Source organism: Mumia spirodelae (assembly GCF_050632745.1).
Taxonomy (GTDB): domain Bacteria; phylum Actinomycetota; class Actinomycetes; order Propionibacteriales; family Nocardioidaceae; genus Mumia.
The window spans coordinates 625,969-640,878 of record NZ_JBODSD010000001.1 but is presented as its reverse complement, the minus strand read 5'-3'; the positions used below and the strand labels follow the sequence as shown (position 1 = coordinate 640,878).

Genomic DNA, 14,910 nt, shown 5'->3' with positions numbered 1-14,910 from the left:
AGCCGCGAGGTCGTCATGACCGCACACGGATCAGCGGCCGACCTCGTCGAGAAGTGCCTGGAAGGCCGCCAGAGAGTGCCCGGCGACCAGCGCGTCGAGGTGCGGGTGGACGGCCGCGATGCCGCCCTGCACCGGGGCATAGCCGGGGCGGCCACGGTGCGGGTTCGCCCACAGCACCCGGTACGCCAGTCGTTGCAGGCGCTCGACCTGGGCGCCGAGGAGCACGGGGTCGCCGCGCTCCCACCCGTCGGAGGCGATGACGACGACCGCTCCGCGCGCCATGCCCCGCTGACCCCACCGGTCCACGAACGCGCGCAGCACCTCACCGAGCCGCGTCCCGCCGGACCAGTCCGGCACGGTCTGACCGGCGGCGGCGAGCGCGTCCTCGGGGTCGCGCAGCCGCATGGCCGCCGTGACGCGGGTGAGCCGGGTGCCGAGCGTGAACACCTCGACCTGCCGGGGCGACGCGCTGACCAGCCGGTGCGCGAGCCGCAGGAGGCTGTCGGCGTACGCGCTCATCGATCCCGAGACGTCGACCAGCAGCACGATCCGGCGCGGTCGGCGCCGGGGGGCCCGGAAGCGCAGCGGGCCGGGCTCCCCCGCCCTGCGGAGCTGGTCGCGCAGCGTGCGGGTCGGGTCGAGGTCTCCCCGGCGGTGAGGCGTACGACGGGGGCTGCGGCGCAGCGGGACCTGCACGCGAAGCCGCTCGAACATCCGCGCCACCGCCACGCGCTCGGAAGCCGAGAGCGTCGCCACGTCGCGGTGGCGCAGCGTCTCCGTGCCGCTCGCGATCATCGCGACCTGCTGGTCGTCGCCCGCCTCGCCCGAACCCTCCTCGGCGTCCTCCAGCCCTGCCTGCACCACGACGCGGGGCGGCGCCTGGCTGCGCGTCCGCAGCCGCGGCTCCTCGGGAGAGAACCAGGCTGCGAACACCTTGTCGTACGTCGCCACGTCGTCCGGCTCGGCGCACAGCGTGGCGCGCCCCGCCCAGTAGACGTCGCGTCGTCGGTCAGGCCCGAGGATGCTGACCGCCTCCACGAAGGCCTGGGTCCTGTCCGCGGTCACGCCGGTCCCGGCCTCGCGCAGCGCCTGCGCGAAGCCGACGAAGATCGCGACGTCGGCCATCGGCTCAGGCGAGCATCGACGCGAGGGACTCGCGGACGCGGTCGATGTCCTCGCGGTACTTGCAGACCGCGCCGATCGTCGCGGCCGCGGTGACGAGGTCGAGCTCGTCCCGCTCGAGGCGGTCCAGCGCCGCCGTCCAGTCGAGCGTCTCCGCCACACCGGGCGGCTTGAGCAGGTCTCCACGGGCGCGGAGCTCCTGGACCACGGTGACGACCTGCTCGGCCAGCCGCTGGGAGACCTGCGGCATCCGCGTCCGGACGATCTCGACCTCGCGCGCCATCCCCGGGTGCTCGATCCAGTGGTAGAGGCAGCGGCGCTTGAGCGCGTCGTGCAGCTCGCGGGTGCGGTTGGAGGTGAGCACGACGATCGGCGGCACGGTCGCGCGTACCGTCCCGAGCTCGGGGATCGTCACCTGGTTGGTCGACAGCACCTCGAGGAGGAACGCCTCGAACTCGTCGTCGGCCCGGTCGATCTCGTCGACGAGCAGGACCGCGGGCGCCTCGCGCAGCGCACGGAGGATCGGCCGGGCCAGCAGGAACCGCTCGTCGAACAGCGACTGCTCGACGGCGTCGGCGTCGACCTGTGCCCGGTCGGTGGTCGCCTCGACGGTCCGCAGATGCAGGATCTGCCGCGGGAAGTCCCAGTCGTACAGCGCCTGCGTCGCGTCGATGCCCTCGTAGCACTGCAGGCGGATCAGCGGCACGTCGTACGCCTGCGCGATCGCCTCCGCGAGCGCGGTCTTGCCGGTGCCCGGCTCGCCCTCGAGCAGGAGCGGGCGCTGCATGGCGAGCGCGAGGTACGCGATGGTGGCCAGACCCTCGTCCGCAAGGTAGCCGACCTCGTCGAGGTCGCGGACGAGGTCGTCGCTGCTGCGGGGCTGCTTCACACCGCCAGCCTATTCCGGTCCCGGCGAGCCGGTGGGCGTGTCCTGGTCGCGCCCGGTGGCGAGGTCGCCGCACTCGATCCCGACCGCGTCGTGCTCGGCGAGGTAGCGACGTCCCCCCTCGTCCCCCGACAGCGTCGCCGCCATCGCGGACCAGTGGTCCCGTCCGATCAGCACCGGGTGCCCGGGGCGGCCGTCGTACGTCGCGCGGGCGAGCGTGGACCTCCGGTCCTCGGCAGCGTCCACGTGGCCGCGGACGCGGCGTACGACCTGGGGGCCGACGTCGGGCAGGTCGACGAGCATGACGAGCGCTGCGTCACCGGCGGGCCGGTCGACGAGGTGCTGCAGCCCCGCGCGCAGCGACGCGCCCATGCCCGCGCCCCAGTCGTGAGCCTCCACCAGGGCCGGCACCGGCCGGACGTCCTCGACCACCGCGCGCACGCGACCCGCCGCCGCACCGACCACGACGAGCACCTCGTCGCACCCCCCGTCGCGCAGGACACCGACCGCACGACGGACCCACGGCTCCCCGTCCGCGGTCTCGACGAGCGCCTTCGGCAGGCCCATCCGGCGACCCTCGCCCGCGGCCAGGACGACACCCGTCACCCGCGCTCGCTCCGCCATGCCGCCAGATCCTGCCATCTCGTCCGGCCCCGTGGGGTCGTGACGCACACTGAGGGCGTGACCGCAGCTCTCGATCCGCAGGACGTGCTCTCCCACCTCGACGAGGAGCGGATCGCCGCGGACCTCACCGCGCTCGTCGCCCTCGCCCCGGTCGACGGCACGGTGGGCGAGGTGGCGGCCAGCCACTGGTGCGCGGACCGGCTGGCCGAGCTCGGCGCCGACGTCGACCACTGGGAGATCGACCTGCCCACGCTGCGCCAGGAGCCGGACTTCCCCGGCATGGAGGTCGAGCGGTCCGCGGCGTGGGGCACGGTCGGGATCGTCCCCGGAGACAGTGGCGGCGTCCCGGCGCTCGCGCTGTCGGGGCACGTCGACGTCGTCCCGCCCGGCGACCCGGCGCTGTGGTCGGACCACGACCCGTTCACGGTGCGCGAGCGCGACGGACGCTGGTACGGCCGTGGTGTCTGCGACATGCTCGGCGGCACGGCGGCGGTCCTCGGGGCCGTGCAGGCGATCCGTTCGAGCGGCGTCCGCCTCGCGCGGCCGCTCGCCGTCCACACCGTCATCGGCGAGGAGGACGGCGGCCTCGGCGCGTACGCGACCCTGCGGCGCGGCCACACCGCGGACGCCTGCGTGATCGCCGAGCCCACCGCCGGGTCCGTCGTGACGGACAACGCCGGCGCGCTCACGTTCCGGCTGGAGGTGAGGGGCAAGGCGGCGCACGGCTCGATGCGCACCAGCGGGATCAGCGCGCTCGACGCCCTCGACACGGTCCGAGCCGCGCTGCGCGACCTCGAGGCGCAGCGCAACACCGACGTCGGCGAGCGCTTCGCGCACCTGGTCCTGCCGTTCCCGATCTCGATCGGCACCGTCCACGCCGGCGACTGGGCGAGCACCGTCCCGGACCTGTGCATCGCCGAGGGCCGGTACGGCGTGCGCCCGGGCGAGTCGGTCGCCGCCGCGCAGGCGGTCCTGCGTGCCGCCGTGGCAGAGGCGTCGGACGGCGACCTCTGGCTGCGCGACCACCCGGTGACGGTCTCGTTCCCGGGCGGCACCTTCGCCCCCGGGCGACTCCCCGACGACCACTCCCTGCTCGGGATCGTCCAGGACGCCGCCGAGGCCGCGGGGTCGTCCCGGCCGGCCGCGACGGGTGCGCCGTACGGGTCCGACCTGCGGCTCTACGGCGCGGCGGGGGTGCCGACGGTCCAGTACGGCCCGGGCGACATCGCGCACGCGCACGCCGTCGACGAGCACGTCGAGGTCGCCGACGTGATCGCGTGCGCGCGGGCGTACGTCCTCACGGCGCTGCGGCTGTGCTGCTGACCTCGATCGCGAGGAACGGTCGGGCACCACCGTCGGTGCCGGGCTGGAGCGAGAGACGCGCCTCGGCCCCGCCCGCGGGTTCGGAGACCGACCACGCGCCGGACGAGCCGGGGTCGGGGCTGCCCAGCCCGAGGTCGCCCGCCCAGTCCTGGACGACCGTCGTGGCGGCGGTCCTCGACATCATCTGCCGGTTGATCCGGACCGACGTGACCGTCCCGTCCTCGGTCCACACCGTCACCGCGTCGGCGTCGGAGGCGAAGTGCGTCCCGTCGGGGAGCACCAGCGCGACGCGGTCCGAGCTGTAGTCGTACACGCCCGGGAAGCCGGGCATCTCCTCCTTGTCGAGCGACGCTGCGCTGATCGGCTCGCGGAGGTCGAGCTCGAGCGTGTCCGGGTCGCTCGAGAACCGTACCCAGACCAGCGTCGCCACGACGGCGACCGCGACCAGGGCGAGCAGCGACGCGCCGGTCCACACCAGCGGCCGCGAGCCCCGTCGCTGGTTCGCGAGCGCGCCGAGGACGAGCAGGGCCATGCCGGACAGCGCGAGCGCCAGCAGCACGAGGCCCGCCAGGGCGATGAGGATCCCGGCGGCGAGCCCTGAAGGCCCCACGGCCTAGTAGCGGTCGCCCTTGCGGCGGTCGAGCATCCGACGCACGCGAGCCTCGTCCTGCCCGAGGACCTTGGACAGGAGCTGGACCCGGTAGACGTACGCCAGGACGACGACCCCGATGATGATCAGCAGCCAGAGCATGGGGCCAGCGTACTGGTCCGGGTTAGCCTCGTACGATGCGTCGCCTCACCTCCCTGCTCGCCGCCGCCGCCCTCGCCGCGTCCGCGGGCACCGCTGCGGCCGCGGTTCCCGGTGCTCCGGCGCGGCCGACGGTGGCCGAGGGGGCCGGGGCCCGCGCGGCCGCGACCCCCGCACCGCTCGCGGGCCGCACGATCGTGATCGACCCCGGGCATCAGCTCGGCAACAGCCGCTTCCCCAAGCGCATCAACCGGCTCGTGGACGCGGGCGGGCTGCGCAAGCCCTGCAACACCACCGGGACGGCGACCGCGAGCGGCTTCGCCGAGGCGACGTTCGCGTGGCGGGTGGCGACGCGACTGCGCGACGCGCTGCAGGCCCAGGGGGCAACGGTCGTGATGACGCGCTCCCTCAACAGCCGCCATCGCTGGGGACCGTGCGTCGACGTGCGAGGGCGGATCGGCAACAAGGGGTACCGGGGGCGGTCCCGCGCCGCCGACCTCAAGATCAGCATCCACGGCGACGGCGCCGCCCGGTCAGGACGCGGCTTCCACGTGATCGTGACCAAGAAGCGCGGCACGGTCGTCCGCTCGCTGCGGCTCGGACGGCTGACCCGCGCAGCGCTCGACGACGCCGGGTTCCGCCGGTCGACCTACACCGCCGGGGGACGCGGCATCGTCCGCCGCAGCGACCTCGGCACGCTCAACCTGAGCAGGATCCCGACGGTGATGGTCGAGCTCGGCAACATGCGCAACCCGCGCGACGCGCGCACGATGCGGTCGAGCGCCGGACAGCGCCGGTACGCGCAGGCGCTGGCCGCCGCGGCCCGGCGCGCGCTCCAGCCGTGAACGTCCAGGTGGAGGTCCGGCGTACCGACGCGCTCGACGAGGCCGCGCTGAAGGAGGTCCGGGCACTCCTCGACCTCGCGTTCGAGGGCACGTTCAGCGCCGAGGACTGGCAGCACACGCTCGGCGGGCACCACGCGCTCGCCCGCGACGGCGGCACCCTCGTCGCGCACGCGGCGGTCGCGCCGCGGACCTTGTGGATCGGGCCGCCATCGGGCGCCACGGCGTACACGACGGGGTACGTCGAGGGCGTGGCCGTCCGGTCGACCCACCGTCGCTCGGGGCTCGGGACCGTCGTGATGCGCGCCGTCGAGCAGGTGCTCGACCGCGACTTCGAGCTCGGGGCGCTGTCGTCGTCGACGATGGGGCTGAGCTTCTACCGCGGGCTCGGCTGGTCGCCGTGGCGCGGCCCGACGTACGTCGCCGCACCGGGGGGACGGGAGCGCACGGCGGACGACGACGGAGCGGTGTTCGTCCGGACGACGCGGACCGCTCTCGACCTCGACGCCCCGATCACCTGCGACTGGCGCGACGGCGACGTCTGGTGAAGTCGCAGCGCTGAGCCGGGGCGTACGTCGGTGGCGCGCCGTAGGCTGCCGCCGTGGCCGCCACGCACCGCATCCTGCACCTGTCCGACACCCACGTCAGCCGCACCGGCCCGGACGAGGACGGCGTCGACGCCGTCTCCGCGCTGGAGCGGATCCTCCACGACGCACGCCACGTGCCCGACCTCGACCTCGTCCTCGTCACCGGCGACATCGCGGACGACGGGTCGTACGAGGGGTGCGTCGCCGTCCGCGAGCTCGTCGGCGCGTTCGCGGACGAGCGTGGCGTCCCGCACGTCTACACGACCGGCAACCACGACCGCCGCGACGCCTTTTCGCGGGCACTCGGCTCGGGGCACCTCGGGCCGGACGGGCGTGACCGCGGGAGGCTCGCCGGTGGGTCGAGCGGCAAGCGCGCCGCGGTGAGCGAGGTGGACGGCCTTCGGGTGATCACGCTCGACTCGCTCGTCCCGGGCTCCGTGCACGGAGAGCTCGACGGCGGTCAGCTCGCGTGGCTGCGCGGCCAGCTCTCGCGGCCGGCACCTGAGGGCACGGTCGTCGCCCTCCACCATCCGCCCCTGCACGTCGCGTGGTCGCCGTTCATGCGCCAGGACGGCCTCCGGGACGGCGAGCGTCTCGGCGAGGCCGTCGCCGGCACCGACGTCCGGGCGGTGCTGTGCGGGCACTTCCACCTGCAGCTCTCCGGGACGCTGGGCGGCGTGCCGGTGTGGACGACACCGGGCGTCGTCACCCGCAACGACCGCACGTGCCGCCCCGAGCAGATCCGCGGCGTGCTCGGCGCGTCCGCGACCGTCGTCGACCTGGGCGGCCCGTTCTCTCCGACGTTCGTCACGCTGCACGCACGTGATCCGCGTGCCGGTGAGCAGGTCTACCTCGTCGACGCGATGTCGGGGGTCGACGTCGCGTCCGAGTGACGCGGCGGCATCCCGGCCTCCATCGCCGTCGCGACGGCCAGGGCCTCCGTCCCTCCCTCGGCACGCATCCCGGCGACCACGCCGGCGCGGTCGGCGTCCGACCGGTTCTGGCTCAGCTTGGCCTTGCCCTCGACGGACGCGACGCGCACCTCGATGCCGACGATGCCGCGCAGCTGCCCGTCGACGTACGCCTCCGGCGCGTCGGTCACCGCCCACGGCTCCTCCCGCGGCTGCTCGTGCTGCTCGGTGAGGCGGGTGACGGCGTCGCGCAGCCACGCCGGGTCCTCGTGGACGTGGACCGTGCCGCGCAGCTCGACCCGGCTGTAGTTCCACGTCGGCACCACGCGGCCGTGCTCCGCCTTCGCGGTGTACCACGACGGCGAGACGTACGCCTGCGGCCCGCTCACCACGACCAGCACCGGTGAGCCGTCGACGATCGTCCGCCAGTGCGGGTTGGCGATCGCCATGTGCGCGACCACGCGGCTCTCCTCGCGCAGCCAGACCAGCGGCAGGCGCGTCGCATACGGGACCCCCTCCGCGTGGACGGTCACGAGGTCACCGGCACCGCTGGCGGCGATCAGGGCGTCGATCGCGGCGGCGTCGTCGAGGGCGTTGAAGCGGGGCACGTACACGGCTCCACGGTACGGCGCTGCAGGACGACGATTCGTTTCGGCCTCGGACAGGTGGGAACGAATCGTCGCGCGCATTCTGCAGAACGCGGGAACGAACCGAAAGGCCACCGGATAACGTCTCTTCGATCATGACCCATGAAGAGCGCTCTGACTTCGAGGCGTTCGTCGACGCGCAGTGGATCCCTATGTTCCGGCTCGCTCACGCGCTGACCGGCAACCGGAACGACGCGGAGGACGTCGTGCAGACCGCATTCGCTAAGGCGTACACAGCGTGGGAGCGCGTTCTCAGTGCCGAGCGTCCCGACGCGTATGTGCGCCGCATGGTCGTCAACGAGGTGCGCGACGGATGGCGTCGGCGGTGGCGTCACGTCGAGCACTCGGTGTCGGTCGTACCCGAGCACGCGAACCACAGCCACACGCACGACGACGCCGTCGCCACGTCCGACGCGGTGTGGCGTTGCCTGCAGCGCCTACCGGCGAAGCAAAGAGCCGTCATCGTCCTTCGCTACTACGAGGACCTCAGTGAGCGCGATACCGCCGAGGCGCTCGGGGTGCCCGCCGGCACTGTCAAGAGCCGCGCGAACGCCGCGATGAGGACGCTGCGGGCAGAGCTCACGACCCGAGGGCGCGGGCTCGATCTCGAAGACTGTGACCCCGCCACGAAACCGACGTTCGACCTCGGAGGGAGGTCCGCATGACACTCGAAGAACTCGTCCGCGACTCGATCGCCGACCACACGACCGGCCCGGTGCCGCCTCCGGACCTGGCCGCGATCACGAGGCGGCGTCGGAGCCGTTCCCACCTCGTGCCGCTCGTCACCGCAGCCGCAGCAGTCACGGTGATCATCGCGGGGATATTTCTCACTCCGAAGGTCTCGCACACCGACGCACCGCCTGTGCCCGCGACGAGCGCGCCGTCTTCGACCCCAACAGCGGTCCGGACCCTTCTCAGGCCGCAGGGAGACCTTCACATCAGCCTCGTCGGCAGCGACAAAGTCTCGATTGGCGGTGCTCTTCACGCACTGGCGCTCCCGGGCGGCGAGGCCCTCACTGCCGCCACGCCCTACGGGCTCGTCTCGATCGGTGACGACCTTCGGCCGGTCTTGGTCCGTCCGGACGGGACGGAAGTCTCGCTCGGTGGTCGCGTGTCTGACAGTACGTGGCGCCCTACGCTCGTCGCCGATCCCGACGGCAACCTGGTCGCGTGGACCAGCATGGAGAACTCACGGCTGACCGGTCACGTGTACGACCTGGGGCAATTGCGAGAGACGGCATTGCTGAACAACGCCGCCACGCTGATCGGGATGGATTCAGGAATGGTCGTCGAGGAGGTTCCTGATGGCGGCGGAAGTTCCTACCGGGTGTGGGACGCCTCCGGCTACGGCGGGTTCGAACGCCTCCTCAGCGCTGGCCGCGTCGCCGTCGTCGGAGTTGCCGGCCGCACGATCTTTTACGTCGGACCGGGCTCGCTCGCGATCTCCGACGTGTCGGGGGGCGCACTCACGGGATGGCGGACGCACAGGCTGTCCGACAGCCTGCAGAACCGGTCGCCGAGTGACTGGGTGATCGCGCCAGACGGCCGGACTCGGCTCATCTCCGGGCCTTCGGTCGGCGAAAGCGGACCAGCACCCGAAGCCGTCGTCGCCATCGACGTCGCCAGCGGGGCCCGAACGGAGCTGTTCCTCTCGCCCAACCGTGTCGGAAACCCGAGGCTTGGCCACGACACCGACGGCACCCCGATGGTGCTCACCCGCATTGCCGGTGGAGACGGGTGGGCGCTGTACGACTGTCCCATGCCCGGCGGCGACTTGAGAGGTGCCAGCTGCTGGCTTCGAGAGTCGGGACTCCAGGATGCGTCGTTCCCCGGCGACACCGGATATCAAGCGCCGTGGCCGGCGAGCGAGGGGGACGGCTGAGGCGCCCGTCCGGTACGGCGCTGCGGAACGACGACGCCCCGCCGGTCCGAGGACCGACGGGGCGTCGTACGTGGTGCGTGAGCGGGAGGCTCTGGGATCAGAAGCCCATGCCACCCATGTCGCCCATGTCGCCACCCGGCATCGCCGGGCCGGCCTTCTCAGGCTTGTCGGCGACGACGGCCTCGGTGGTGAGGAAGAGCGCCGCGATCGAGGCTGCGTTCTGCAGCGCCGAGCGGGTCACCTTGGCCGGGTCGAGGATGCCCTCGGCGATGAGGTCGACGTACTCGCCGGTCGCCGCGTTGAGACCGTGGCCGGCGGGGAGGCCCTGGACCTTCTCCGCCACGACGCCGCCCTCGAGGCCGGCGTTGACCGCGATCTGCTTCAGCGGAGCGGTCGAGGCCGAGCGCACGATCTGCGCACCGGTGGCCTCGTCACCGTCGAGCTCGAGCTTCTCGAACGCCGCAGCGGTGGCCTGGACGAGCGCCACGCCGCCACCGGCGACGATGCCCTCCTCGACGGCAGCCTTCGCGTTGCGGACGGCGTCCTCGATGCGGTGCTTGCGCTCCTTGAGCTCGACCTCGGTGGCCGCGCCGACCTTGATGACCGCAACACCGCCGGCGAGCTTCGCCAGGCGCTCCTGCAGCTTCTCGCGGTCGTAGTCCGAGTCGGAGTTCTCGATCTCGGCGCGGATCTGGTTGACCCGGCCGGTGATCTGGTCCTCCGAGCCACCGCCGTCGACGATGGTGGTCTCGTCCTTGGTCACGACGACCTTGCGGGCCGTGCCGAGCAGCGTGAGGTCGGCGTTCTCGAGCTTGAGGCCGAGCTCCTCGCTGATGACCTCGCCACCGGTGAGGATCGCGATGTCGGTCAGCATGGCCTTGCGGCGGTCGCCGAAGCCCGGGGCCTTGACGGCGACGGACTTGAACGTGCCACGGACCTTGTTGACGATCAGGGTGGCCAGCGCCTCGCCCTCGATGTCCTCGGCGATGATCAGCAGCGGCTTGCCCGACTGCATGACCTTCTCGAGCACCGGCACGAGATCCTTGACGTTGCTGATCTTGGAGTTGGCGATGAGGATGTACGGATCCTCGAGCACCGCCTCCATGCGCTCCGGGTCGGTGTAGAAGTACTGCGAGATGTAGCCCTTGTCGAAGCGCATGCCCTCGGTGAGCTCGAGCTCGAGCCCGAAGGTGTTGCTCTCCTCGACGGTGATGACGCCTTCCTTGCCGACCTTGTCCATCGCCTCGGCGATGATCTCGCCGACGGTCGGGTCAGCAGCGGAGATCGCGGCCGTCGAAGCGATCTGCTCCTTGGTCTCGATGTCCTTGGCCATCCCGAGCAGCTGCGCGCTGATCGCCTCGACGGCCTTCTCGATGCCGCGCTTGAGCGCGATCGGGTTGGCGCCGGCCGCGACGTTGCGCAGGCCCTCGCGCACGAGCGCCTGGGCCAGCACGGTGGCGGTGGTGGTGCCGTCGCCCGCGACGTCGTCGGTCTTCTTGGCGACCTCCTTGACGAGCTCGGCGCCGATCTTCTCGTAGGGATCCTCGAGCTCGATCTCCTTGGCGATGCTCACACCATCGTTGGTGATGGTCGGAGCGCCCCACTTCTTCTCGAGGACGACGTTGCGGCCCTTGGGGCCGAGGGTCACCTTCACGGCGTCGGCGAGGGTGTTCATCCCGCGCTCGAGGCCGCGACGGGCTTCCTCGTTGAATGCAATGGTCTTCGGCATGTCTCCCGCGATTCCTCCGCGTAGAGGTGGATGGCCCAGGGGATGCCCGCGACGGACGGCCCGTGTCCACGACGAACCCTTCTCGCCGCGACCTTCGGACCTCATCGTCCTGGCCCGTTCGTACGTTGGCACTCGTGAGAGACGAGTGCTAATGCCCTTTTTAGCACTCGGACCCAGCGAGTGCAAAGAGTGGGCATCAGCCGAGGTCGGCGGCGAGCTCCTGGAGGACCTCGAGCACCCGGCGTACGGCGGCGCGTTCGGCACGGTCGGGCCGCGCCAGCGCGAAGACGTGCCGGCCGGCACGCACGCCGTCGAGCCCGAGCAGCGTGACGCCCTGGGCCTCGGCGGCCCGCCGCCACAGCCTCGGGAGCAGCGCGATGCCCTGCCCCGCGGCCACGAACGCCGCCACGACGTGATTGTCCAGGAACCGCTGCACGACGCGGGGCGACTGCCCGTCGACCGCGAGCATCGGCAGCAGCAGGTCGAACGGGTGGCCCACCGGGACACCGATCCAGGGCTCGCCGACGAGGTCCTCGGGGCGGACCCTTCCCCGTCCCGCGAGCGGGTGGTCCCGCGCCACCGCGACGTCGAGCGGCTCGCGCAGGAGCGGTGTCACCTGCAGGCCCGTCGTCACCGGGTCGGGAACCGCGACGACCGAGTGGCCGAGGACGAGGTCGTGGTCCGCGGCGGCGCCCGCCAGCTCGTACTCGGCGAGATCGAGGTCGCTCAGCCGCACCGTGATCCCAGGTGCCCGCTCGGCGAGCCGCCCCGCGAGCGGCGCGAGCAGCATCTCGGCACCGCTCGGGAACGCGGTGACGGTGACCTCGCCACTGACACCGCCCCGGAACTCCTCGAAGCGCGCCCGCGTCCGGGCGACCACCTGCGCGATCTCGACGGCGCCCTCGGCCAGCAGCCGACCCGCGTCGGTGAGCCGTACGCCCCGCCCGTCGCGCTCCACGAGCACGGCGCCCATCTCGCGCTCGAGCGCCTTGATCGACTGCGAGATCGCCGACGGAGTCCGGTACGTCGCGTCGGCGACCGCCGTGATGCTGCCGCGCTCGGCCAGCTCCCGCAGGACCGCCAGCTTGTCGACGTCGAGTCCGGAGCCGTTCGGCGTTGCGCTCATTGAAGCAACGCTACAACGTCGCGGTAGGAATAGTCGCTTGTGCTTCAAGGACACGCAGCCCCACCCTGGGACGCGTGACCACCCGCGACCGCTCCCTCGCCGTCCTCGTCGCGATCACCTGGGGACTCAACTTCATCGCCATCCACGCCTCGCTCGAGCACTTCCCGCCGATGTTCTGCGTGGCGCTGCGCTTCGGCCTGATGGCGATCCCCACGATCCTGCTCGTGCCGCGGCCCGACGTGCGGCTCCGCTGGCTGATCGGGTACGGCGCGGGGTTCGGGATCGCGCAGTTCGTCTTCCTCTACGCCGGGATGCGCGCGGGCATGCCGGCCGGACTCGCGTCCCTGGTCCTCCAGGCATCGGCACCGTTCACCGTCGTCCTCGCCGGCATCCTGCTCCGCGAGCGGCTCAGCGGCCGCCAGGTCCTCGGCATCCTCATCGCGATCGCGGGCCTCGCGGGAGTCGCGTGGCACCGCTCTCAGACCGCCGCGCTCCTGCCCGTCGTGCTCACGCTGCTCGGCGCGCTCGGCTGGGCGTTCGGCAACCTCGCCAACCGCCAGGCCCGTCCGTCCAACCCGCTGCACCTCACGCTCTGGATGTCGGTGGTGCCGCCGCTGCCGATGCTCGCGGTGTCGCTGCTGGTCGAGGGTCCGGACCGCATCGGCGACTCGCTCACGACCGCTTTCACGCCCGAGGCGCTGCCTGCCGTGCTGGGCATCGTCTACACCGTCGTCATCGGCACCGTCGTCGGGTCGGGCCTGTGGACGATGCTCATGGCGCGCTACCCCTCCAGCACGGTCGCCCCGTTCTCGATGCTCGTGCCCGTGGTCGGGATGAGCGCCAGCGCGCTGGTCCTGCACGAACGTCTCGACCCCTTCGAGCTCCTCTCGGGTGCGCTCGTGATCGGTGGGGTGCTCCTCGGCTCGTCCCGCAGCCGCCGCGGCCGCAGACGTCAGGACCCGACGCCGCGCCCAGAGCCGGTCGCGACCGTCGGGTCCTGACGGCGGGTCCTGCTGCGGTCAGCCGGGGACGACCTCGTGCGCCTCCCGGCCCTTGGGCCCGTCGACGACCTCGAAGCTCACGGCCTGCCCGTCCTCGAGCGTCTTGTAGCCGTCGACCCGGATCTTGGAGTAGTGGACGAACACGTCGTCCTGCCCGTCGATCGCGATGAAGCCGTATCCCTTTTCCGCGTTGAACCACTTGACGGTGCCCTGCGCCATGAACACTCCAGATGTTCGTGAGACCCCCTGCACGGGCCTCGGAGTGCGACGAACCTACCGCAGCGGAAGGTCACTCGGGGAGGCCCTCCGAGCCGGGGTCCACCGGTGCTCCGAGCACCCGCCCGCGAGCCGTGGGACGGTGTGCCCATGAACGACGACTACCTCGCCGTGAACCGCGCGATGTGGGACGACAGAGCACCGGTCCATGCGGGGTCCGCGGACTACGACCTCCGCCGCTACCGCACCGATCCGGCGGCGCTCAGCGACGTCGTACGGTTCGACCTTCCGCGCCTCGGCGACGTCTCCGGGCTGCGGGCCGTCCACCTGCAGTGCCACATCGGGACCGACACCCTGAGCCTCCACCGGCTCGGCGCCGACGTCGTCGGGCTCGACCTCTCGCCGGCGTCGCTCGCGCATGCCCGTGAGCTCGCGGCGCAGACCGGAGCGGACGTCGCGTACGTGGAGGGTGACGTGTACGACGCCGTCGACCTCCTCGGCGCCACCTCGTACGACCTCGTCTACACCGGCGTCGGCGCGATCATCTGGCTCCCCGACATCGACCGGTGGGCCCGCGTCGTCGCGGAGCTGCTCGCTCCCGGAGGACGCCTCTTCCTCCGCGAGGGCCACCCGATGCTGATGGCGTACGACGTCGTCGACGGCAGGCCCGAGCTCGCGTACCCGTACTTCCACCAGCCGGCTCCGCTCGCCTTCACCTCGACCGAGACCTACGTCGAGACCGAGACGTCGCTGCAGGCCCTGCCGAGCCTCGAGTGGACCCACGGGATCGGCGAGGTCGCGACCGCCCTCCTCGACCACGGCATGACCGTGACCGGGCTGGCCGAGCACGACTCCGTCCCGTGGGTCGCGCTCCCGGGACTGATGGAGCCGCACCCGGACCATCCGGGTGAGCACCGCATGGCCGACCACCCGGAGAGGATGGCCGCCAGCTACACGCTCCAGGCGGTCAAACCGTGACGGTCAGCAGCCCCCGGCGACCGCGGGGATGATCGAGACCTGCTGCCCCGAGGGCACGGTCGTGCCCAGCCCGTCGGCGAACCGGACGTCCTCCGTGCCCACGTAGACGTTGACGAAGCGGCGGATCGCCCCGGTCTCGTCGACGACGCGTGCCTTGATGCCGGGGTACGCCGCCTCCAGCGCCTCGATGACGCCGGCGACGTCGTCGCCCTCGACCGTCACCTCGGAGTCACCCTTGGTGTAGGTGCGCAGGATCGTGGGGATGCGGACGGAGACGCTCATGATGTC

General features: G+C 72.2%; 18 protein-coding genes. 8 read left to right on the top strand and 10 right to left on the bottom strand.

What is annotated here, in order from left to right:
- Nucleotides 1-30: 30 nt before the first annotated feature.
- The 3 genes from ACQSSQ_RS03165 to ACQSSQ_RS03155 are packed head-to-tail and all read right to left on the bottom strand — an operon-like array spanning nt 31 to nt 2,632.
- Complete coding sequence (locus ACQSSQ_RS03165; protein WP_431325580.1) at nt 31-1,125, bottom strand: vWA domain-containing protein; 1,095 nt, start codon at nt 1,123-1,125, stop codon at nt 31-33.
- Between the two features lie 4 nt (nt 1,126-1,129).
- Nucleotides 1,130-2,011 carry an AAA family ATPase gene (locus tag ACQSSQ_RS03160; RefSeq protein ID WP_431325579.1) on the bottom strand — a complete coding sequence of 294 codons (882 nt, stop codon included), beginning with the start codon at nt 2,009-2,011 and terminating at the stop codon, nt 1,130-1,132.
- A gap of 9 nt (nt 2,012-2,020) precedes the next feature.
- Nucleotides 2,021-2,632: a nucleotidyltransferase family protein gene (locus ACQSSQ_RS03155; protein WP_431325578.1), complete on the bottom strand. Its 612-nt coding sequence runs from the start codon at nt 2,630-2,632 to the stop codon at nt 2,021-2,023.
- 57 nt (nt 2,633-2,689) lie between these two features.
- On the opposite strand from ACQSSQ_RS03155, the gene ACQSSQ_RS03150 reads away from it, so the two are divergent.
- Nucleotides 2,690-3,955, top strand: coding sequence for an ArgE/DapE family deacylase (locus ACQSSQ_RS03150; RefSeq protein WP_431325577.1), 1,266 nt, complete (start codon nt 2,690-2,692; stop codon nt 3,953-3,955).
- Here the strand turns inward: ACQSSQ_RS03150 and ACQSSQ_RS03145 are convergent.
- Together ACQSSQ_RS03145 and ACQSSQ_RS03140 are read right to left on the bottom strand one after the other, a co-directional pair.
- Nucleotides 3,930-4,565: a hypothetical protein gene (locus tag ACQSSQ_RS03145; protein ID WP_431325576.1), complete on the bottom strand. Its 636-nt coding sequence runs from the start codon at nt 4,563-4,565 to the stop codon at nt 3,930-3,932. The two genes, ACQSSQ_RS03150 and ACQSSQ_RS03145, sit on opposite strands and share 26 nt — an antisense overlap.
- Nucleotides 4,566-4,568: 3 nt before the next feature.
- Nucleotides 4,569-4,706, bottom strand: coding sequence for a hypothetical protein (locus ACQSSQ_RS03140; protein ID WP_262848336.1), 138 nt, complete (start codon nt 4,704-4,706; stop codon nt 4,569-4,571).
- 35 nt (nt 4,707-4,741) lie between these two features.
- Here ACQSSQ_RS03140 and ACQSSQ_RS03135 point away from each other — a divergent pair, with 35 nt between their 5' ends.
- Genes ACQSSQ_RS03135 through ACQSSQ_RS03125 form a run of 3 tightly spaced genes read left to right on the top strand, consistent with a single transcriptional unit; the run spans nt 4,742 to nt 7,025 of the window.
- On the top strand, nt 4,742-5,548 hold the full coding sequence (locus ACQSSQ_RS03135; RefSeq protein WP_431325575.1) for an N-acetylmuramoyl-L-alanine amidase family protein: 807 nt from the start codon (nt 4,742-4,744) through the stop codon (nt 5,546-5,548).
- Complete coding sequence (locus ACQSSQ_RS03130; RefSeq protein WP_431325574.1) at nt 5,545-6,093, top strand: GNAT family N-acetyltransferase; 549 nt, start codon at nt 5,545-5,547, stop codon at nt 6,091-6,093. Before ACQSSQ_RS03135 ends, ACQSSQ_RS03130 begins: the two co-directional genes overlap by 4 nt.
- A gap of 53 nt (nt 6,094-6,146) precedes the next feature.
- Nucleotides 6,147-7,025: a metallophosphoesterase gene (locus ACQSSQ_RS03125; RefSeq protein ID WP_431325573.1), complete on the top strand. Its 879-nt coding sequence runs from the start codon at nt 6,147-6,149 to the stop codon at nt 7,023-7,025.
- Here the strand turns inward: ACQSSQ_RS03125 and ACQSSQ_RS03120 are convergent.
- Entirely contained in the window at nt 6,980-7,657 is a 678-nt protein-coding gene (locus ACQSSQ_RS03120) for an FMN-binding negative transcriptional regulator (RefSeq protein WP_431325572.1), read from the bottom strand. The genes ACQSSQ_RS03125 and ACQSSQ_RS03120 overlap by 46 nt on opposite strands.
- Before the next feature lie 128 nt (nt 7,658-7,785).
- Here ACQSSQ_RS03120 and ACQSSQ_RS03115 point away from each other — a divergent pair, with 128 nt between their 5' ends.
- Nucleotides 7,786-8,355, top strand: coding sequence for a SigE family RNA polymerase sigma factor (locus tag ACQSSQ_RS03115; protein WP_431325571.1), 570 nt, complete (start codon nt 7,786-7,788; stop codon nt 8,353-8,355).
- The gene (locus tag ACQSSQ_RS03110; RefSeq protein ID WP_431325570.1) at nt 8,352-9,572 is read left to right on the top strand and encodes a hypothetical protein; all 1,221 of its coding nucleotides are present in this window, start codon (nt 8,352-8,354) and stop codon (nt 9,570-9,572) included. Before ACQSSQ_RS03115 ends, ACQSSQ_RS03110 begins: the two co-directional genes overlap by 4 nt.
- Nucleotides 9,573-9,669: 97 nt before the next feature.
- On the opposite strand, the gene groL is transcribed toward ACQSSQ_RS03110, so the two are convergent.
- Together groL and ACQSSQ_RS03100 are read right to left on the bottom strand one after the other, a co-directional pair.
- The gene (groL, locus tag ACQSSQ_RS03105; protein ID WP_431325569.1) at nt 9,670-11,301 is read right to left on the bottom strand and encodes a chaperonin GroEL; all 1,632 of its coding nucleotides are present in this window, start codon (nt 11,299-11,301) and stop codon (nt 9,670-9,672) included.
- Nucleotides 11,302-11,497: 196 nt separating this feature from the next.
- Entirely contained in the window at nt 11,498-12,427 is a 930-nt protein-coding gene (locus tag ACQSSQ_RS03100; RefSeq protein ID WP_431325568.1) for a LysR family transcriptional regulator, read from the bottom strand.
- 74 nt (nt 12,428-12,501) lie between these two features.
- On the opposite strand from ACQSSQ_RS03100, the gene ACQSSQ_RS03095 reads away from it, so the two are divergent.
- Nucleotides 12,502-13,428, top strand: coding sequence for an EamA family transporter (locus tag ACQSSQ_RS03095; protein ID WP_431325567.1), 927 nt, complete (start codon nt 12,502-12,504; stop codon nt 13,426-13,428).
- A gap of 18 nt (nt 13,429-13,446) precedes the next feature.
- Here ACQSSQ_RS03095 and ACQSSQ_RS03090 read toward each other — a convergent pair whose 3' ends face one another.
- On the bottom strand, nt 13,447-13,647 hold the full coding sequence (locus ACQSSQ_RS03090; RefSeq protein ID WP_431325566.1) for a cold-shock protein: 201 nt from the start codon (nt 13,645-13,647) through the stop codon (nt 13,447-13,449).
- 147 nt (nt 13,648-13,794) lie between these two features.
- On the opposite strand from ACQSSQ_RS03090, the gene ACQSSQ_RS03085 reads away from it, so the two are divergent.
- Nucleotides 13,795-14,622, top strand: coding sequence for a class I SAM-dependent methyltransferase (locus tag ACQSSQ_RS03085; protein WP_431325565.1), 828 nt, complete (start codon nt 13,795-13,797; stop codon nt 14,620-14,622).
- A 3-nt stretch (nt 14,623-14,625) separates the two neighbouring features.
- On the opposite strand, the gene ACQSSQ_RS03080 is transcribed toward ACQSSQ_RS03085, so the two are convergent.
- Nucleotides 14,626-14,904, bottom strand: coding sequence for a MoaD/ThiS family protein (locus tag ACQSSQ_RS03080; RefSeq protein WP_431325564.1), 279 nt, complete (start codon nt 14,902-14,904; stop codon nt 14,626-14,628).
- Between the last annotated feature and the right edge of the window lie 6 nt (nt 14,905-14,910).